Here is an 18,157-nt window from a genome sequence, read left to right on the forward strand (position 1 = left end):
GCCCGGCAGTCTACGAATCCCGGGGCCGTCCGTGGGCGGCAGGGCCTGAAGCCGCGGCGCCCGCCGACCGGCCCGGACACGTCGCCGCAGGTGAGCCCGCATCTCGGACTTAGGCAGGCCTAAGTGATGTACTCCACCGGAACCGGCGAACTCCCCCGCTTGTGGATCGCCGGAGAATTACGCAACAATGGCGTTGTGAAATACGCGAGCGAGGCTCCGAACGAACGCGCGGCTGAAGCGGCCGCGCGGTCTGGCACGCCCGCGTCCGCGCCGGAAGAGCAGCACGGCACCCGCAACCGGGTGGCGCGCTCCATTCTCGACCACGGTCCCTCCACCGCGGCGGAGCTCGCCCTGCGGCTGGAGCTGACCCAGGCGGCCGTCCGCCGCCACCTGGACACCCTTGTCGCCGACGGCGTCGTCGAGCCCCGGGAGAAGAGGGTGTACGGGGCGCGGGGGCGCGGCCGCCCGGCCAAGGTCTTCGCGCTCACCGACTGCGGTCGCGACGCCTTCGACCAGGCCTACGACAAGCTCGCCGTCGACGCTCTCCGCTGGATCGAGCAGAGCGCCGGAGGCGGCGAGGCGGGGCGTGCCGCGGTCGCGGCGTTCGCCCGCGCCAGGCTCGCCGCCCAGGCGGAGGAGTACCGCGGCGCCGTCGAGGCCGCTGCCCCCGGCAGCCGCACCGAAGCGCTCGCCGGAGCACTCTCCGCGGACGGGTACGCTGCTACGGCGCGCAGCGCGCCGGTCGGCGAACAGCTCTGCCAGCACCACTGCCCGGTCGCCCACGCAGCCGAGCGATATCCGCAGCTGTGTGAGGCGGAGACCGAGGTCTTCTCCCAGCTGCTCGGAACCCATGTGCAGCGTCTGGCCACCATCGCCCATGGCGACGGGGTGTGCACGACGTTCGTTCCGAAGACCGGCAAGGTCGAGAAGACCGACACCAGCACTACCAAGACCACCACCGCATCTGCCAGCACGGCCGGGAGGAACCCCGAATGACTCTCCCCACGGAGACCGCTCACCCCGAGCTCGAGGGTCTGGGCAACTACGAGTACGGCTGGGCCGACTCCGACGTGGCCGGCGCCTCGGCCAAGCGCGGCCTCTCCGAGGAGGTCGTACGCGACATCTCGGCGAAGAAGTCCGAGCCGGAGTGGATGCTCAAGCTCCGTCTGAAGGGCCTGCGGCTCTTCGACAAGAAGCCCATGCCCACCTGGGGCTCGGATCTGTCGGGTATCGACTTCGACAACATCAAGTACTTCGTCCGCTCCACCGAGCAGCAGGCCGCCTCCTGGGAGGAGCTGCCCGAGGACATCAAGAACACGTACGACAAGCTGGGCATCCCGGAGGCCGAGAAGCAGCGCCTCGTCGCGGGTGTCGCGGCCCAGTACGAGTCCGAGGTCGTCTACCACCAGATCCGTGAGGACCTGGAGGAGCAGGGCGTCATCTTCCTGGACACCGACACCGCGCTCAAGGAGCACCCGGAGCTCTTCAAGGAGTACTTCGGCACCGTGATCCCGGCGGGCGACAACAAGTTCGCCTCGCTGAACACGGCGGTCTGGTCCGGCGGCTCGTTCATCTACGTGCCGAAGGGCGTGCACGTGGAGATCCCGCTCCAGGCGTACTTCCGCATCAACACCGAGAACATGGGCCAGTTCGAGCGGACGCTGATCATCGTCGACGAGGACGCCTACGTCCACTACGTCGAGGGCTGCACCGCGCCGATCTACAAGTCGGACTCGCTGCACTCCGCGGTCGTTGAGATCATCGTCAAGAAGGGCGCCCGCTGCCGCTACACGACCATCCAGAACTGGTCGAACAACGTCTACAACCTGGTCACCAAGCGCGCCGTGGCCTACGAGGGCGCGACCATGGAGTGGGTCGACGGCAACATCGGCTCCAAGGTGACCATGAAGTACCCCGCCGTCTACCTGATGGGTGAGCACGCCAAGGGCGAGACCCTGTCCATCGCCTTCGCGGGCGAGGGCCAGCACCAGGACGCCGGCGCCAAGATGGTCCACATGGCCCCCCGCACCTCGTCGAACATCGTCTCCAAGTCGGTGGCGCGCGGCGGTGGCCGCACCTCCTACCGCGGTCTGATCGAGATCGGCGAGGGCGCCGAGGGCTCCAAGTCCAATGTGCTGTGCGACGCCCTGCTCGTCGACACGATCTCCCGCTCGGACACCTACCCGTATGTGGACGTCCGCGAGGACGACGTGTCCATGGGCCATGAGGCGACCGTCTCCAAGGTCAGCGACGACCAGCTCTTCTACCTGATGAGCCGTGGTCTGTCCGAGGACGAGGCCATGGCGATGATCGTGCGCGGCTTCGTCGAGCCGATCGCGCGCGAGCTGCCCATGGAGTACGCGCTGGAGCTCAACCGGCTGATCGAGCTGCAGATGGAGGGCGCGGTCGGCTGACGCCACCCCCTCTCCGCCCGGCGGGGGCCGAAGTCCTCCGCCCGGGCACCCCACTCAGGCCCATCAGGCAGAAAGAGAGCAGTACGACAGCCATGGCTGAAACCATCCCGGCCGGATCCACCACGGACGGCGTCATCCAGGTGGGCCAGCCCACCGATGCCCGGGTGAGCGCGCCCGCGTCGTACGACGTGGCCGACTTCCCGGTGCCCCACGGCCGCGAGGAGGACTGGCGGTTCACCCCCCTGGAGCGGCTGCGCGGTCTCCACGACGGCACGGCCGTCGCCGACGGCGGCGTCAAGGTCGAGGTGACCGCCCCCGCGGGCGTCACCGTCGAGACCGTGGGCCGTGACGACGAGCGCCTGGGGAAGGCCGGCAAGCCGGTGGACCGGGTGGCGGCGCAGGCGTACAGCTCCTTCGAGAAGGCGTCGATCGTCTCGGTGCCCAAGGAGACGGTGCTCACCGAGCCGGTGCGGATCGCCGTGCACGGCGAGGGCGGCACCGCCTTCGGCCACCAGGTGATCGAGGTCGGCGCCTTCGCCGAGGCGGTCGTGGTCATCGACCACACCGGTGACGCCACGGTCGCCGCCAATGTGGAGTACCTGATCGGCGACGGCGCCAAGCTCACCGTGGTCTCGGTCCAGGACTGGGACGACACCGCGGTCCACGCCGGTCAGCACACCGCGCTGGTCGGCCGGGACGCCACCTTCAAGTCCGTGGTCGTCACCTTCGGCGGCGATCTGGTGCGGCTCCACCCGCGGGTCGTCTACGGCGCCCCGGGCGGTGAGGCCGAGCTCTACGGCCTGTACTTCACCGACAACGGCCAGCACCAGGAGCACCGGCTCTTCATCGACCACGACACCCCGCACTGCCGCAGCAACGTGGCCTACAAGGGCGCGCTGCAGGGCGCGGAGGCGCACGCGGTGTGGATCGGCGATGTGCTGATCCGGGCCGCCGCGGAGGGCACCGACACCTACGAGCTCAACCGCAACCTGGTCCTCACCGACGGCGCCCGCGTCGACTCGGTGCCGAACCTGGAGATCGAGACCGGTGAGATCGTCGGCGCCGGTCACGCGAGCGCGACCGGCCGCTTCGAGGACGAGCAGCTGTTCTACCTGATGGCGCGCGGCATCCCGGCCGATGAGGCCCGCCGCCTGGTGGTCCGCGGCTTCTTCGCCGAGCTCGTCCAGCAGATCGGGCTCCCCGAGCTGGAGGAGCGGCTCATCGCCAAGATCGAGGCCGAGCTGGAGGCGTCCGTAGGATGACCCCAACCTTCGTACGCGCCTGTGCGCTGGACGAACTCGAGGAAGACACCCCGAAGCGGGTCGAGCTCGAGGGCGTGCCGGTCGCTCTGGTGCGCACCGAGGGCGAGGTGTTCGCGGTCAACGACATCTGCTCGCACGCGAACGTCTCGCTGTCCGAGGGCGAGGTGGAGGACTGCCAGATCGAGTGCTGGCTGCACGGCTCCAGCTTCGACCTGCGCACCGGAAAGCCGTCCGGCCTCCCCGCGACGCGCCCGGTCCCCGTATACCCCGTAAAGATCGAAGGGGACGATGTGCTCGTCTCCGTCACCCAGGAGTCCTGAGGCACCCATGGCCACGCTTGAGATTCACGACCTGCACGTTTCCGTCGACGCCGAAGGCGGCCCCCGCGAGATCCTGCGCGGTGTCGACCTGACCGTGAAGCAGGGCGAGACGCACGCCATCATGGGCCCCAACGGCTCCGGCAAGTCCACCCTGGCCTACTCGCTCGCCGGTCACCCGAAGTACACGGTCACCGGCGGCACCGTGACGCTGGACGGCGAGGACGTGCTCGCGATGTCCGTCGACGAGCGCGCCCGCGCCGGTGTCTTCCTCGCCATGCAGTACCCGGTCGAGGTCCCCGGCGTCTCGGTCTCCAACTTCCTGCGTACCTCCGCGACCGCGATCCGCGGCGAGGCACCCAAGCTCCGCACCTGGGTGAAGGAGGTCAAGGAGGCCATGGAGCGCCTCCACATCGACCCCTCCTTCGCCGAGCGGAACGTGAACGAGGGCTTCTCCGGCGGTGAGAAGAAGCGCCACGAGATCCTCCAGCTGGAGCTGCTGAAGCCGGCCATCGCGGTCCTCGACGAGACCGACTCCGGCCTCGACGTGGACGCGCTGCGGGTGGTCTCCGAGGGCGTCAACCGGGTCCGCGAGTCCGGCCAGGTGGGCACCCTGCTGATCACCCACTACACCCGCATCCTGCGGTACATCAAGCCCGACCACGTCCACGTCTTCGCGGCGGGCCGGATCGCAGAGTCCGGCGGTCCCGAGCTCGCCGACAAGCTGGAGGAAGAGGGCTACGAGGCGTACGTGAAGGGAGGCGCGTCCGAGTGACACAGTTGCCGGGCCTCCTCGACACCGAGGCGATCCGTAAGGATTTCCCGATCCTGGACCGGGTCGTCCACGACGGCCAGCGGCTCGTCTACCTGGACAACGCGGCGACCTCGCAGAAGCCGCGCCAGGTGCTGGACGTGCTGAACGACTACTACGAGCGCTCCAACGCCAATGTGCACCGGGGCGTCCATGTGCTCGCCGAGGAGGCCACGGCGCTGTACGAGGGCGCCCGCGACAAGGTCGCCACCTTCATCAACGCTCCCAGCCGCGACGAGGTGATCTTCACCAAGAACGCCTCGGAGTCGCTGAACCTGGTGGCCAACATGCTCGGCTGGGCCGATGAGCCCTACCGGGTGGACCAGGACACCGAGATCGTCATCACCGAGATGGAGCACCACTCCAACATCGTTCCGTGGCAGCTGCTCTCGCAGCGCACCGGCGCGAAGCTGAAGTGGTTCGGCCTCACCGAGGACGGCCGCCTCGACCTGTCGGAGATAGAGCAGATCATCACCGAGAAGACCAAGGTCGTCTCGTTCGTGCTGGTCTCCAACATCCTCGGCACGGTCAACCCGGTCGAGGCGATCGTCCGCCGCGCCCAGGACGTCGGCGCCCTCGTGGTGATCGACGCCTCCCAGGCCGCCCCGCACATGCTGCTGGACGTGCAGGCGCTCCAGGCCGACTTCGTGGCCTTCACCGGCCACAAGATGTGCGGTCCGACCGGTATCGGGGTGCTGTGGGGCCGCCAGGAGCTGCTGGAGGACCTGCCCCCGTTCCTCGGCGGCGGCGAGATGATCGAGACCGTCTCGATGCACTCGTCGACCTACGCCCCGGCGCCGCACAAGTTCGAGGCCGGTACGCCCCCGATCGCCCAGGCCGTCGGCCTCGGCGCGGCCGTGGACTACCTCACCTCGATCGGCATGGACAACATCACCCGCCATGAGCACGCCCTCACGCACTACGCGGTCGGCAGGCTCCTGGAGGTGCCGGACCTGCGCATCATCGGCCCCACCACGGCCGAGGAGCGGGGTGCCACGATCTCCTTCACGCTCGGTGACATCCACCCCCACGACGTGGGCCAGGTACTGGACGAGCAGGGGATCGCGGTCCGGGTGGGCCACCACTGCGCCCGCCCCGTATGCCTGCGCTACGGAATTCCGGCGACCACCCGAGCGTCGTTCTATCTGTACTCCACGCCCGCCGAGGTCGACGCCTTGGTGGAGGGCCTGGAGCACGTACGGAACTTCTTCGGGTAGGGGCGTGCCGCGTGAAGCTGGATTCGATGTACCAGGACGTGATCCTGGACCACTACAAGAACCCCCACGGCCGGGGGCTGAGGAACGGCGACGCAGAGGTACACCACGTCAATCCCACCTGCGGTGACGAGATCACGCTCCGGGTGCGGCTTGACGGCGACACCATCAAGGACGTGAGCTACGAGGGCCAGGGCTGTTCCATCAGCCAGGCCAGCGCCTCGGTGCTCAATGAGCTGCTGGTGGGCAAGGAGCTGGCCGAGGCCCGCAGAATCCAGGAGACCTTCCTGGAGCTGATGCAGTCCAAGGGCAAGACCGAGCCGGACGACGCCATGGAGGAGGTGCTGGAGGACGCGATCGCGTTCGCCGGTGTCTCCAAGTACCCGGCCCGGGTGAAATGCGCCCTGCTGAGCTGGATGGCGTGGAAGGACGCCACGGCCCAGGCACTGGGCGAGACCGCCGGAGGGAAGACCGCATGACTGAGAACGCCGCCACCACCACCAAGCCCGCCAGCGAGGAAGAGGTCCGCGAGGCCCTGTACGACGTCGTGGACCCCGAGCTGGGCATCGACGTGGTCAACCTCGGTCTCGTCTACGGCATCCATGTCGACGACGGCAATATCGCCACCATCGACATGACGCTCACCTCGGCGGCCTGTCCGCTGACCGATGTCATCGAGGACCAGGCCAAGTCCGCGACCGACGGCATCGTGAACGAGCTGCGGATCAACTGGGTCTGGATGCCGCCGTGGGGCCCGGACAAGATCACGGACGATGGGCGTGAGCAGCTGCGGGCGCTCGGCTTCAACGTCTGACGGCTCCTGGGCCTGTCGAAACGGCCCCCGCGCTCCGGCGCGGGGGCCGTTTCGTATGCCGTGGATCGTTGCGTACGCCCGTACGCAACGATGTGTACGATTGTACGCATGGGATATGTGACGCTCTCCGGGGCCATCCTGGCCGAGATCCTGGCGACCACCTCGATGAAGTACAGCGAAGGCTTCAGCAGGCTCTGGCCCTCGCTGGCCACCGGCGCCGGCTATCTGGTGTCCTTCGTACTGCTCGCGCACACGCTCAAGACCATCTCCGTCAGCACCGCCTACGCCATATGGGCCGGGGCCGGGACCGCCGTCATCGCCGCGATCGGCATGCTCTTCCTGGGGGAGGCGATGACCGCCGCCAAGGTGCTCGGCGTGCTGCTGGTCATCGCCGGTGTGGTGGTGCTCAATCTGAACGGCGCCCACTGATGGGCCGCCGCTACGACCCCGAGCGGCGGCAGCGGATCATCGACGCCGCGGCCGCCGTGGTCCGCGAGCGCGGCATCGCGGGGCTCGGCCACCGGGCCGTGGCCGCCGCGGCCGATGTGCCGCTGGGCTCGACGACCTACCACTTCGCGACCCTCGACGACCTGCTGACTGCGGCGCTCCGCCAGATCAACGCGGAGTGGCTGGCGGAGGTGAGGCAATGGGTGGAGGGCGTCGATCCGGCCGCACCGCCCGCCGACGAGCTGGCCCGGTGGCTGGGGGAGCAGATCACGGGCGACCGGGCGCGGATGGAGCTGGAGTACGAGCTGTACTTCGCCGCGCTGCGCCACGAGGGGCTGCGGCCGCTCGCCGCCGAGTGCCTGGACGAGATGGCCCGGATGCTGACGCGACTGGTGCCCGACGAGGCCACGGCGCGCGCGGTGGTGGCTCTGATCGACGGGCTGACCTTGCAGGTGCTGCTGGCGGACCGGCCGTACGACCGGGAGAGCACCAGCGCGTCGCTGGCGCGGATCATGGGCGGAGACGGCGACGAGGCGCCGCCCGCTCGCTGAGACCGGTTCGCCTCCCGGGCCCGGCTCCGGTTAGCGTTCTGACCATGACCGATGCACCCACCACCGCCCCCACCGGCGCCGTCGCCGCCGGTCTCGCCACCCTCACCGAGGACGGCACTGTCCTGGACACCTGGTTCCCGGCCCCCGAGCTGACCGCCGAACCCGGCCCGGCCGGGACCGAGCGGCTCGACGCCGAGCACACCACTCGGCTGCTGGGCGAGACCGCCCTCAAGGCGGTCGGACCCGACCCCCGGCGCGGCGTCGAGGTCGTCGCCGTCCGCACGGTCATCGCCTCGCTCGACGAGAAGCCCAGGGACGCCCACGATGTCTATCTGCGGCTGCATCTGCTCAGCCACCGGCTGGTCAAGCCGCACGGCCTGAGCCTGGACGGCCAGTTCGGCCTGCTGGCCAACGTGGCCTGGACCTCGCTCGGCCCGGTCCCCGCCGACCAGGTGGAGCGGGCCCGGCTCGCCGCCCGCGCCGAGGGGCTTCAGCTGTCGGTGACCAGTGTCGACAAGTTCCCCCGGATGACCGACTACGTCGTCCCCGCCGGTGTCCGTATCGGCGACGCCGACCGGGTCCGCCTCGGCGCCCACCTCGCCCCCGGGACCACGGTCATGCACGAGGGCTTCGTCAACTTCAACGCCGGCACGCTCGGCACCTCCATGGTCGAGGGCCGGATCAGCGCGGGTGTCGTGGTCGGCGACGGCTCCGACATCGGCGGCGGCGCCTCGATCATGGGCACGCTCTCCGGCGGCGGCAAGCAGACGATCACCATCGGCGAGCGCTGCCTGCTCGGCGCCGAGGCGGGCCTGGGCATCTCACTCGGCGACGACTGCATCGTCGAGGCGGGGCTGTATGTGACGGCGGGCACCCGCATCACGCTCCCGGACGGCAAGATCGCCAAGGCCCTGGAGCTCTCCGGCGTCAACAACCTGCTCTTCCGCCGCAACTCCATCACCGGCGCGGTGGAGGCGCTGCCTCGGACGGGTTCTTGGGGCGGGTTGAACGAGGCGTTGCACAGCCACAACTGAGGTTGGGCGCGCGCTCTTTGGGTTCGTTGTCGGGTGCGGGCCGGTGGGTGGTGTTGTGCCCACCCGTCCCGCCAGGGGGCACCCCCCAGCGGTAGCTGGGGGAGTGACGATTGCCCACAACACGCCCGGAAAGCGCCCCTCAGGGGCGCACTCGCACCACCTGTGGGTCGTGGTCGCTGGACTGGTCCGCGAACTCGGCGTTGATGTGCACGATGTCGTAGTCGGCGCGGCGCAGCGCGCGGCTGGTCAGGATGTGGTCCAGCACCTGCGAATTGCCGTTGTAGACATAGCCGTAGCGCTCGTCCTTCGGCAGTCGGGTCACCAGGTCCGTCAGTACACCGCCCTTGGTGAGGTCGGCCAGCGCGGGCGAGAACTGGTAGTCGTTGAGGTCGCCCGCGACGACCACCGACGCCTTCGGGTCGGCGTGTCGCAGCGCCTTGACGAAGGTGTTGACCGCCGTGGCCTGCCCGGTGCGCTGGACCTCCGAGGAGCGGGCCGGGGGCTGGAAGCGGCTGTCCAGGCCCTGGTCGCCGCCCTTGGAGTTGAAGTGGTTCGCGACCACGAACACCGGGCGGCCCCGGAAGGAGAACTGCCCGACCAGCGGCTTGCGGCTGTCCTTCCAGACGCCGTTCGCCGGGTCGATACGGCCGGGGGAGGCCGACAGCGTGGCCTTGCCGCCCTTCTGCTCGACCTTCACGGGGGTGGTGGAGTCGCCGCCGGGGATGTCGGTGAAGGAGACCCGCTCGGGGTTGTAGAGGAACGCCACGCGGATGTTGCCGCCCGGCTCGCCGCCATCCTGGTCGTCCACCGGGTTGATCTGCCGCCACTCGTACGCGGGACCGCCCGCCGCCTTGATCGCGTCGGTGAGCTTCTTCAGTGTGGCGTCGGCGCTCACCACCGAGTCGTTCGTCGCGCCGTTGTCGTCCTGGACCTCCTCCAGGGCGACGATGTCCGGCGAGGCGAGGTGCTCCACAAGGCCGGTGGCCAGCCGGTCGAACTTCGACTGGGCGGTCTTGGGGGAGAGGTTCTCCACGTTGTAGGTGGCGATGGAGAGTTCGTCCGCCTTCTGCTCACGGGTGGTCTCCCGCCGCGGGCCGTGGTCGGCCAGTTCGCCCATCGCGGTGGCCGCGATCGTGTAGCCGCCGAAGTTGTCGTAGTCCATCGGCCCGGCCGTGGTGCCGGTCAGCGCGTCGCCGACGTCCGCCACGGGGAAGGGGTGCTGGGCGTAGGGGAGGAGCGAGACCACCTTCACCCGGCCCGCGTTCGGGTCGCGGTACGAGCTGTAGAGGGCGCCGCCGCGCGCGGTGCGCCGGTGGCGGGGCTCGGCGGTGACCCACAGCTCCTTGTAGGTGTTGGTCGCGCCGACCACGGGGGCGTTCTCGACCGAGACCCGCATGCCCTCCAGCGACTCGTAGCGGTCCAGGGCGTACGAGCGCGGCCGCAGCGTCAGCCCCTCGATGGAGTCGCCACCGGCGTCCGGGGCGTAGCGGTCGGGGATCGTGGAGGGGGTGAGCCGGTAGGCGGCGGGCAGCGCGTTGCCGGAGGACTGGACCGTCCAGGTCGCCTTGGAGAGCTCGGTGAGCGACTGCCCGCCGGCGTCCTTGCCGCCCGGGTAGTACTCGGACACCGTCCCGGAGACCAGCACCGAGTCGCCCACGGCGACCGAGGGCGTGGTCGACCCGGTGAAGACGAAGATCGCCTCGCTGGTGGCCGCGTCCTTGTCGGGCCGGGTGTCCTGGATCCAGAAGCCGCGCGAGGAACCGAAGGCGCGTATCGCCGTGACCGTGCCGGGGACGTCGCTCACCTGCTGTCCGGCGAGCGGGGATATCCGGGTGCTGCCCTGGATGTCATGGATGCGGACCTCGGCGGCGGAGGCCGACGAGGGTACCGCGAGCAGCCCGGCCGCGAGGGCGGAGGCGGCGACGGCGGTGCGGGCGACGGGTCCGCGCGGGGCGCGAAGGGACATGGTGGTGGCCTCCGGAAGGAGTGAACGGCGAGGAATGGGCCTCTACGCGCGTCAATCTCTTTCCTCGCCACGGAAGTTGTCAAGGGAGGACGGGTGGCCCGGGTATGGCGGAAGCGGGACGGAGACATGAACGAGGGCCGCGGGATGTGGTGCGGGAGGGGGTGCGGGACGGGCGCAGACCACATCGGGACGAAAGTGCCGTCCCGTTCCGTCTACGCTGGGGTCCGGGCCGTATCCGCGCACCCGCGCCGGTACACCCCGCACCGCCGTACCCCCATGGGTCCACGGTCCCGTGGACCCATGGCCCCACAGCCCCATAGCCCCATAGCCCCGCATTCGCGCCCGCGACCTCCGCGCCCGCGACTTCCTTGCCCTCGAGGAGTGACGTCCGCCCATGCCAGAAGAGCGCCCCACCATGCCGCCCGTGCGGCTTCGCACCGACGCGGAACTCGCGCGGGACGCACTCGCCGCGCCGTTGCTCGCCCGCGCGGTCCGGCTCGCCCGCTGGGCCGAGCAGGGGAAGCCGGTGGCGTCGGGCGGGGCGCTGCCGGAGGGCGAGCTGCGGGAGGCGACCGAGCTGCTGGAGCTCGCGGGGGACGAGGACGGGTCGCTGTGCGCGGCGCAGGCGTGGCAGCTGGCGGTGGACACCGGGCTGGTCGAGATCGAGGAGCCGACGGGGGCCGACGGCGACGGCGACGGTGCCGGTGCTGACGCGGGGGGTGAGTCGACGGCCGAGGACGAGTTCTCCGCCGTCGCGACCAGCGGCGAGGAGCTGCGGCTGATCACTGAGGGCGGCCCGCGCGACGTCCTGGACATCTGGCTCGACGGCTTCGAGATGGTGCTGGCCGACGCCGCCGCCCCCGATCTGAGCGACATCGCCGCCCAGATCGGCGAGAGCGGTGAGCTCGACCTCGACGCGCTCGACTGGAACCCGGAGGAGGAGGCCGAATTCCTCGACGGGGTGCTGGGCAACCTCTATCTGCTGACCGCCCTGGACGAGGAGGCCGCCACGGCCCCCGTACCGCTGCCCGCCCTTGCCGCTTCCATGATCGTGCCCGAGGACATGGACGAGCCCACCGACGACATCCTCGAAGAGGTCTCCGAGGCGATGGTGCGGCTGGACGACCAGTTCCGGCTGCTCGCCCCGACCGGCCTCGTCGACTACCAGCCGGTGGACGAGGCGCTGATCCAGGAGGTCGACGGCGAGGGCCGGATCCAGGAGCCCGGGACGGCCCAGGAGCTCGAGGACGAGGACGTCTCCCGCTACGGCATGGTGCGGCTCACCCCGCTCGGCGTCTACGCCGTACGGGCCCGGATGCTCGAGGCGGGCATCGACGCCCCGGCCGTCGGCGACCTGGCCGACAAGGGCGCCGACATCCTGCTGGACGCCCTCCCCGGCCACCCCGAGCCCGCCGCGCAGGCCGAGGCCGAGCAGTGGCTGGCCCGCCGTACGCCCGAGGAGGCCGCCCGCGAGCTGCTGGCCGCCGCCCGCGGCGACGACGAGGACGCGCCGCTGCGCCGCCTCACCTGCCAGCAGACCCTCTCGCTGGCCGGGACCGAGGCCGAGCCCGCCCTGCGCGAGGTGCTCGACGACCGCCACCTGGGCGGGCTGGCCCGGGTCTGGCTGGCCGAGCACGGGGTGGCGGGCGTCCCGGAGCCGTCGGAGGAGATGGTCTTCTGGCTCACCGTGGACACCCTCGCGGCCCAGCTCGCCTCCGAGGGCGACTCGGCGGAGCTGCGCGACCTGGTGCGGGGTCTGGTCGACCAGTCGGGGAGCTTCTTCGACTCGGCCTGGCGGGTGGACCACCCGGCGACGGCGGACGTGCTGGAGGCGATGGGGCGCCTGCACCCCGACAAGAAGGCCGCGAAGGAGGCCCGCAAGGCGGCCTTCAAGGCCCGCTCCCGGGCGTAGTCGCTCCGCGCGGGCCCGCGCGGGTCCGCCGGAGTCCCGCCCGTGTCGCCTTCCGGGTGCCCGTGTGCCCGTGTTGCCCGTGTGCCCCTGTGCCCGCGCACCCGCGCGTCGCCGTGCGGACCGGCGCGGGCGCGCCGGCCCGGCGCCTCGTGTTGCCACCCGCGCGGGGCCCCGCTCGCGGCACCGAGGGGCGCGGCCGGTGCCTGGCGGTGACCCGCGGTGCGCTCCCGGGAGGCGGGGCGTGACGCCCGCGGACGCGGAGTAACCGTCGCCGTTGTAGAGCCGTAACGCTTTGCGCGCCGTATAAGGGATCGGCGGCCATTCGTCCGCTGATGTCGCGCGCCGTTCAACTGATGTTCGGCCGGGGACGGAAACGTATGGCCGCAGTCCGGAGGACACCATCCTGCGTTACGGGAGAAGACATGCCGCTCAGCCGAAGAGACTTCGCGAGGCGTTCCGCGTACACCGGGGCCGGGTTCGCCCTGGTCGGAAGTGCGGGGGTGCTCGCCACCGCACCCGGCGCGCTCGCCGCTGAGGCGACCGAGGAGGGCGTCGCGGGGGTCGAGGGCCAGGGCGGCTCGTCGCTCGGCTACGGTCCGCTCATCGCGGACCCCAAGGGCATCCTGGCCCTCCCCAAGGGCTTCAGCTACAAGATCATCACCCGTACCGGTGAGACGAAGCTGGAGTCCGGCGAGTCCACCCCGTCCAACCACGATGGCACCGCCACCTTCGAAGGTCCGCGCGGTGCGACGCTGCTGGTCAACAATCACGAGCTGGGCGGTCCCCGCAGCAAGTGGCCGCACCCGGTCCCGCTGACCGAGGGCCTGGTCTACGACCCGGCGGCCTCCGGCGGCTGCACCGTCGTCGAGGTCTCCAAGCACGGCGACCACGTCACCGAGTGGGTGGGCATCGCGGGCACCGCCACCAACTGCGCCGGTGGCCGCACCCCCTGGGGCACCTGGCTGACCTGCGAGGAGACCGAGGACAAGGCCGGCCAGAACGGCATGACCAAGGACCACGGCTACGTCTTCGAGGTCGACCCGCACGACCGCAAGGCCAACCGCGACCCGAAGCCGATCAAGGCCCTGGGCCGGTACGCCCACGAGGCCGTCGTCGTGGACCCGGGGCGCGGCCACCTCTACCTCACCGAGGACGCCTCCGGACCGAACGGCCTCCTCTACCGCTGGGTCCCGCCGCACGGCTTCAAGCACGGCCGCGGCAAGCTCGACACGCTCAAGGACGACGCGGGCGTGCTCCAGGCGCCCAAGTGCTATGACTCGGGCGGCAACTTCGTGGACGACCTGTCCCGCGCCACCAAGACCGGCACGGTCTACGGCGTGGACTGGGAGCCGGTGCCGGACCGCGACGCGAAGTCGGTGTCGGTGCGCAAGCAGTTCAAGGACGGCGAGATCACCCGGGCCCGCAAGCTGGAGGGCATGTGGTGGGCGGACGGCGGCGCGTACATCGTCTCCTCGTACGCCCGTGAGGAGAGCCCGGTCCAGCACGACGGCCAGGTCTGGTTCTACGACCCCAAGCGCCGCACCCTCACCCTCAAGGTGCTGCTGGGCGTCAACCCCGACCCGTCGAAGGACGGCGCCTTCGACGGCCCGGACAACATCACGGTCTCGCCGTACGGCGGTCTGGTCATCGCCGAGGACGGCGAGGGCATCCAGCACCTCTTCGGCGCCACCGAGGACGGCCGGACGTACCCGATCGCGCGCAACGACCTGAACATCGGCAGCGCGGAGGAGCCGGAGTTCAGCGAGTTCACCGGCGTGGTCTTCTCGCCCGACGGATCGACGCTGTACGCCAACATCCAGGTGCCGGGCATCATGCTGGCGATCACCGGCCCCTGGCGCCGCCAGGGCTGAGAGCCATGGCCGGGGGCTGACGCCGCCGAGGCCGGGGGAATCGTCCCGGCCAGGGCACGCGTTGACGTGAGCGTGACCTCACGCCTGCGCACCACCCCCTTCTCCATCCTGGACCGCTCCCGCACCCGCCAGGGGCGGGAGCGGTCGCAGGCGCTGCGCGACACCGTACGGTTCGCGCAGCAGGCCGAGGCGCTCGGCTACCACCGCTTCTGGGTCTCCGAGCACCACAGCGTGCCCGGCGTGGCCGGTTCGGCGCCCACGGTGCTGGCGTCCGCCGTCGCGGCGGCGACGGTCCGCATCCGCGTGGGCACGGGCGGCGTGATGCTGCCGAACCACCGCCCGCTGGTCGTGGCCGAGCAGTTCGGGGTCCTCGAATCCCTCTTCCCGGGCCGGATCGACATGGGCCTGGGCCGCTCCGTCGGCTTCACCGACGGCATCCGCCGCGCCCTGGGCGCCGAGAAGGACGCCGCGCGGGACTTCGGCGCCCAACTGGGCGAGCTGCTCGGCTGGTTCACCGGTGAGCAGGACGCTCACCCCCAGGTCCACGCCCACCCGGCGGAGGGGCTGCGGCTGCCCGTCTTCGTCCTGGCCACCGGCGCCGGCGCGGAGCTGGCGGCGCGGGCCGGACTGTCCCTGGTGATCGGCGATCTACGCGGCCGGGACGAGATGCTGCGCGCGATCGACCGCTACCGCACGGGCTTCCGCCCCTCCGTGTGGTCCTCCGCCCCCTACGTCGTCGTCTCGGGCAATGTCGCGGTCGCCGACACCACGGAGGAGGCCCGCCGGCTGCTGCTCCCCGAGGCATGGTCGATGGCCCACTCCCGCACCCACGGCGTCTTCCCGCCCCTGGCCCCGGCCCCGGAGATCGAGGCCCGGGAGATGACCGACAAGGAGCGCGGCTTCTACGAGAGCGGCCTGCGCGGCCAGCTGTACGGCACGGAGGACGAGGTCGCCGCCGCGCTCGACGAGCTGATCGAGCGCAGCGACGCCGACGAGGTGCTGGTCACGACGAGCACCTACGACCGCGATGCCCTCCTGGACTCCTACCGCCGCCTGGCCCGCGTGGCGGGGCTGTCGGGCGGCCTGGTGGCAACCGGCGCCCGTTGACCAGTGGCGAAGGGTTGGTTCACAGAGCCTTGCCGGCGGGCTTGGCCATGCCTCGGACGGTGCGCGAGTCCACGTACTCGCCCATCGCGGTCATCTCCCACTCACCCGAGAACTGCTTGATCAGCTTCGCCATCATCACGCCCGTGCGCGGCTCGGCGTGGGTGAGGTCGAAGCGGACCAGTTCCTCGCCGGTCTGGGCGTCGAGCAGGCGGCAGTACGCCTTGGCCACATCGGTGAACTTCTGGCCGGAGAAGGAGTTGACCGTGAAGACCAGGCCGGTGACCTCGGGCGGGAGGCCGCCGAGGTGGACGGTGATGGACTCGTCGTCGCCTCCGCCCTCACCGGTGAGGTTGTCGCCGGAGTGCTGGATGGCGCCGCCCAGGATGGCCAGCTTGCCGAAGAAGCAGGCGTCGATCTTCTTACGGTCGACACCGAAGGCGATCACGGAGGCGTCCAGGTCGATGTCCTTGCCGCGGAACGCGGGCTCCCAGCCCAGGCCCATCTTCACCGAGCTGAGCAGCGGGCGGCCGCCCTTGACCAGGGACACCGTCTGGTTCTTCTGCAGGCTGACCCGGCCCTTGTCCAGGTTGATCTTCCCGGTGGCCGGGGCCGCCGCGGCGGCGGGCGGGGCGGCCGCGGCGGCGGGCGGGGCGGCCGGGGGCGCGGACGGCATCGGCGGCGGGGGCTGGAAACCGGCGGGCGGGCCGCTCGGCGGGGGCGGCGTCTGGGCGGCGGGGGCGGCCGGGGCGGCGGGCTCCTCGACCGTCACGCCGAAGTCGGTGGCGATGCCCGCCAGACCGTTGGCATACCCCTGCCCGACCGCGCGCACCTTCCACGCCCCATTGCGCCGGTACACCTCCACGACCACCAGCGCGGTCTCGTTGCCCAGCCGCGGCGGGGTGAACGCGGCGATCACCGCGCCGTCGTCGGCGCCGCGCACGGTGGCGGTCGGCTCGGTGCCCGCGAACGTCGCCCCGGGCGCGTCCAGGCTCGCGGTCACCACGATCTTCTCGATGTCGGCGGGGACGGCGGCGGTGTCCACGGTGATGGTGTCGCCCGCGCCCGCCGTCCCGGCGCGGTGGGTCACGCCGGGTCCGGCGGGCTGGTTGTAGAAGACGAAGTCGTCGTCGGAACGCACTTTGCCGTTGGCGGTGAGCAGCAGGCCCGATACGTCGAGCCGCACCGGAGCGGTGACGTCAACCGCCACGCGCGCGACGGAGAGGGGGAGGTTCGAGCCGGGTGTCATAGCGGTCATGCCCGGGGTAACGAACGTCCCCGCTTTACGGTTCCTTGACCTGCGGAGTGACTTCTCCCGTGGCCTGTCCCGCCGCGATCGACCCCGGGCCGGCGTCGTCCCGGTTCGGGGACCCCCGGTTCGCCCGGCACGCCCTGGGCTCCAACAGCCGCGTACGGGCGCGCCGCGCCCGCGAGCTACTCGGCCGGCACCCGCGACACCGCTCGATCACGGACTCGATCCTCCGCGAGCCGCGCTGACCGGTCGGGGCGGCGGCGCGCGGTGGCCGCCGTCACGCCGATCACGCACACGGCCATGCCGACGAGGGCCGTCCACCCGGGCGCGTCCCCGAACATCGCGTACGCCCACACCAGCGTGGTCGGGGGCGTGAGGTAGATCAGCGCGCTGGTGCGGGTGACGCCGTTGCGGCGCAGGCTCAGCCAGTAGAAGCCGTAGCCGCCGACCGTGGAGAGCAGGAACGTCCAGGCCACCGCCGTCCAGAAGGTCCCGCTCGGCGGGGGCGTGGCATGGCCTCCGGCCACGGCGACCCCGGTGAACAGCATGGCGCTGACGAGGCAGTGGAGCGGTATGGCGTCCATGGGGTCGAGCGGCGCCCGTGCCTTTCGTTCGAGGAAACTCGCGGCCAGCAACGCGGCCATCGCCGCGAAGGGCAGGCCGTACGCCCAGGCCGGGGCGGCGGCCGGGCCCGCCGAGAGATCGCCCTGGACGACGAGCGCGACCCCGCCGAGGCCGATGGCCAGCCCCGCCCACTGGCGCGGGCTGACCGTCTCCCCGAGCAGCCGCCCGGCCAGCGCCCCCGCCGCCAGCGGTTGCAGCGCGGCGATCAGCGCGGTGGTGCCGGACGGGACGCCGAGCCCGACCGCCCAGACGACCCCACCGAGATAGCCGCCCTGCGAGAGCGCGCCGATCGCCGTCTGCTCGGCGATGGCGCGCGGGCGCAATCTGCGGCGCCTCAGCAGCGCCCAGGCGCCGCCCAGGACCGCCGCCGCCGCGAGGAAGCGCCACATCAGCAGGGTGTCGGCGGCGGCCTCCCGCGTGCCGAGCTCGGCTCCGATGAAGCCGGAGCTCCACATCACGACGAGGCCGATGGCGGTGACGGCGGCGCTGACGGGCATGGGGGTCCTCGCTCTGGTTGGGGTCGACTCGGGCTATACCGATCTGTTTACTCCCTCATCCACTAGA

17 protein-coding genes are annotated in these 18,157 nt (G+C 71.1%); 14 read left to right on the plus strand and 3 right to left on the minus strand.

Features of this window, described 5'->3' with window-relative positions; all coding sequences use genetic code 11:
• Positions 1-195 precede the first annotated feature (195 nt).
• The 11 genes from ACMTAK_RS37060 (at position 196) to dapD (ending at position 8,864) form a co-directional block, all read left to right on the plus strand.
• Positions 196-996 (plus strand): helix-turn-helix transcriptional regulator, encoded by an 801-nt coding sequence (locus tag ACMTAK_RS37060; protein WP_037949651.1) that lies wholly within the window; start codon positions 196-198, stop codon positions 994-996.
• Positions 993-2,414 carry a Fe-S cluster assembly protein SufB gene (gene sufB / locus ACMTAK_RS37065; RefSeq protein WP_413810201.1) on the plus strand — a complete coding sequence of 474 codons (1,422 nt, stop codon included), beginning with the start codon at positions 993-995 and terminating at the stop codon, positions 2,412-2,414. The genes ACMTAK_RS37060 and sufB overlap by 4 nt, the downstream gene beginning before the upstream one ends.
• A 92-nt stretch (positions 2,415-2,506) precedes the next feature.
• Entirely contained in the window at positions 2,507-3,676 is a 1,170-nt protein-coding gene (sufD, locus tag ACMTAK_RS37070; protein ID WP_413810202.1) for a Fe-S cluster assembly protein SufD, read from the plus strand.
• Positions 3,673-3,996 carry a bifunctional 3-phenylpropionate/cinnamic acid dioxygenase ferredoxin subunit gene (locus ACMTAK_RS37075; protein WP_262702696.1) on the plus strand — a complete coding sequence of 108 codons (324 nt, stop codon included), beginning with the start codon at positions 3,673-3,675 and terminating at the stop codon, positions 3,994-3,996. Before sufD ends, ACMTAK_RS37075 begins: the two co-directional genes overlap by 4 nt.
• A 7-nt stretch (positions 3,997-4,003) precedes the next feature.
• Positions 4,004-4,768 carry a Fe-S cluster assembly ATPase SufC gene (gene sufC / locus ACMTAK_RS37080; RefSeq protein WP_216340892.1) on the plus strand — a complete coding sequence of 255 codons (765 nt, stop codon included), beginning with the start codon at positions 4,004-4,006 and terminating at the stop codon, positions 4,766-4,768.
• Positions 4,765-6,021 (plus strand): cysteine desulfurase, encoded by a 1,257-nt coding sequence (locus tag ACMTAK_RS37085; protein ID WP_413810203.1) that lies wholly within the window; start codon positions 4,765-4,767, stop codon positions 6,019-6,021. Before sufC ends, ACMTAK_RS37085 begins: the two co-directional genes overlap by 4 nt.
• A gap of 11 nt (positions 6,022-6,032) precedes the next feature.
• Positions 6,033-6,497: a Fe-S cluster assembly sulfur transfer protein SufU gene (gene sufU / locus ACMTAK_RS37090; protein ID WP_413810204.1), complete on the plus strand. Its 465-nt coding sequence runs from the start codon at positions 6,033-6,035 to the stop codon at positions 6,495-6,497.
• The gene (locus ACMTAK_RS37095; protein ID WP_037949638.1) at positions 6,494-6,832 is read left to right on the plus strand and encodes a metal-sulfur cluster assembly factor; all 339 of its coding nucleotides are present in this window, start codon (positions 6,494-6,496) and stop codon (positions 6,830-6,832) included. The genes sufU and ACMTAK_RS37095 overlap by 4 nt, the downstream gene beginning before the upstream one ends.
• A 108-nt stretch (positions 6,833-6,940) precedes the next feature.
• Positions 6,941-7,261: a DMT family transporter gene (locus ACMTAK_RS37100; RefSeq protein ID WP_262702694.1), complete on the plus strand. Its 321-nt coding sequence runs from the start codon at positions 6,941-6,943 to the stop codon at positions 7,259-7,261.
• Positions 7,261-7,830: a TetR/AcrR family transcriptional regulator gene (locus ACMTAK_RS37105; RefSeq protein WP_413810205.1), complete on the plus strand. Its 570-nt coding sequence runs from the start codon at positions 7,261-7,263 to the stop codon at positions 7,828-7,830. Before ACMTAK_RS37100 ends, ACMTAK_RS37105 begins: the two co-directional genes overlap by 1 nt.
• Positions 7,831-7,874: 44 nt before the next feature.
• A complete protein-coding gene (dapD, locus tag ACMTAK_RS37110) occupies positions 7,875-8,864 on the plus strand; it encodes a 2,3,4,5-tetrahydropyridine-2,6-dicarboxylate N-succinyltransferase (protein WP_413810206.1) in 990 nt (329 codons plus the stop codon).
• Positions 8,865-9,003: 139 nt separating this feature from the next.
• On the opposite strand, the gene ACMTAK_RS37115 is transcribed toward dapD, so the two are convergent.
• Positions 9,004-10,830, minus strand: a complete 1,827-nt coding sequence (locus tag ACMTAK_RS37115; protein WP_413810207.1) for an endonuclease/exonuclease/phosphatase family protein — start codon at positions 10,828-10,830, stop codon at positions 9,004-9,006.
• A gap of 394 nt (positions 10,831-11,224) precedes the next feature.
• On the opposite strand from ACMTAK_RS37115, the gene ACMTAK_RS37120 reads away from it, so the two are divergent.
• From ACMTAK_RS37120 to ACMTAK_RS37130, 3 genes are all read left to right on the plus strand, one after another.
• On the plus strand, positions 11,225-12,742 hold the full coding sequence (locus ACMTAK_RS37120) for a hypothetical protein (RefSeq protein WP_413810208.1): 1,518 nt from the start codon (positions 11,225-11,227) through the stop codon (positions 12,740-12,742).
• Between the two features lie 422 nt (positions 12,743-13,164).
• On the plus strand, positions 13,165-14,613 hold the full coding sequence (locus ACMTAK_RS37125) for an alkaline phosphatase PhoX (protein WP_413810209.1): 1,449 nt from the start codon (positions 13,165-13,167) through the stop codon (positions 14,611-14,613).
• 72 nt (positions 14,614-14,685) lie between these two features.
• Positions 14,686-15,720 carry an LLM class flavin-dependent oxidoreductase gene (locus ACMTAK_RS37130; protein WP_413810210.1) on the plus strand — a complete coding sequence of 345 codons (1,035 nt, stop codon included), beginning with the start codon at positions 14,686-14,688 and terminating at the stop codon, positions 15,718-15,720.
• 19 nt (positions 15,721-15,739) lie between these two features.
• On the opposite strand, the gene ACMTAK_RS37135 is transcribed toward ACMTAK_RS37130, so the two are convergent.
• Both ACMTAK_RS37135 and ACMTAK_RS37140 read right to left on the minus strand, forming a co-directional pair.
• Positions 15,740-16,966: a TerD family protein gene (locus tag ACMTAK_RS37135; protein WP_413813109.1), complete on the minus strand. Its 1,227-nt coding sequence runs from the start codon at positions 16,964-16,966 to the stop codon at positions 15,740-15,742.
• A 185-nt stretch (positions 16,967-17,151) separates the two neighbouring features.
• Positions 17,152-18,090, minus strand: a complete 939-nt coding sequence (locus ACMTAK_RS37140) for a DMT family transporter (protein WP_413810211.1) — start codon at positions 18,088-18,090, stop codon at positions 17,152-17,154.
• Positions 18,091-18,157 lie beyond the last annotated feature (67 nt).

This window comes from Streptomyces lacaronensis, from assembly GCF_047337785.1.
Classification (GTDB): domain Bacteria; phylum Actinomycetota; class Actinomycetes; order Streptomycetales; family Streptomycetaceae; genus Streptomyces; species Streptomyces lycopersici.

Bases quoted from the DNA above. Each gene is read 5' to 3' on its own strand.
- sufB (WP_413810201.1), top strand. From the start codon at position 993: ATGACTCTCCCCACGGAGACCGCTCACCCCGAGCTCGAGGGTCTGGGC.
- sufD (WP_413810202.1), top strand. From the start codon at position 2,507: ATGGCTGAAACCATCCCGGCCGGATCCACCACGGACGGCGTCATCCAG.
- ACMTAK_RS37075 (WP_262702696.1), top strand. From the start codon at position 3,673: ATGACCCCAACCTTCGTACGCGCCTGTGCGCTGGACGAACTCGAGGAA.
- sufC (WP_216340892.1), top strand. From the start codon at position 4,004: ATGGCCACGCTTGAGATTCACGACCTGCACGTTTCCGTCGACGCCGAA.
- ACMTAK_RS37095 (WP_037949638.1), top strand. From the start codon at position 6,494: ATGACTGAGAACGCCGCCACCACCACCAAGCCCGCCAGCGAGGAAGAG.
- ACMTAK_RS37100 (WP_262702694.1), top strand. From the start codon at position 6,941: ATGGGATATGTGACGCTCTCCGGGGCCATCCTGGCCGAGATCCTGGCG.
- ACMTAK_RS37105 (WP_413810205.1), top strand. From the start codon at position 7,261: ATGGGCCGCCGCTACGACCCCGAGCGGCGGCAGCGGATCATCGACGCC.
- dapD (WP_413810206.1), top strand. From the start codon at position 7,875: ATGACCGATGCACCCACCACCGCCCCCACCGGCGCCGTCGCCGCCGGT.
- ACMTAK_RS37115 (WP_413810207.1), bottom strand. From the start codon at position 10,830: ATGTCCCTTCGCGCCCCGCGCGGACCCGTCGCCCGCACCGCCGTCGCC.
- ACMTAK_RS37120 (WP_413810208.1), top strand. From the start codon at position 11,225: ATGCCAGAAGAGCGCCCCACCATGCCGCCCGTGCGGCTTCGCACCGAC.
- ACMTAK_RS37125 (WP_413810209.1), top strand. From the start codon at position 13,165: ATGCCGCTCAGCCGAAGAGACTTCGCGAGGCGTTCCGCGTACACCGGG.
- ACMTAK_RS37135 (WP_413813109.1), bottom strand. From the start codon at position 16,966: ATGACACCCGGCTCGAACCTCCCCCTCTCCGTCGCGCGCGTGGCGGTT.
- ACMTAK_RS37140 (WP_413810211.1), bottom strand. From the start codon at position 18,090: ATGCCCGTCAGCGCCGCCGTCACCGCCATCGGCCTCGTCGTGATGTGG.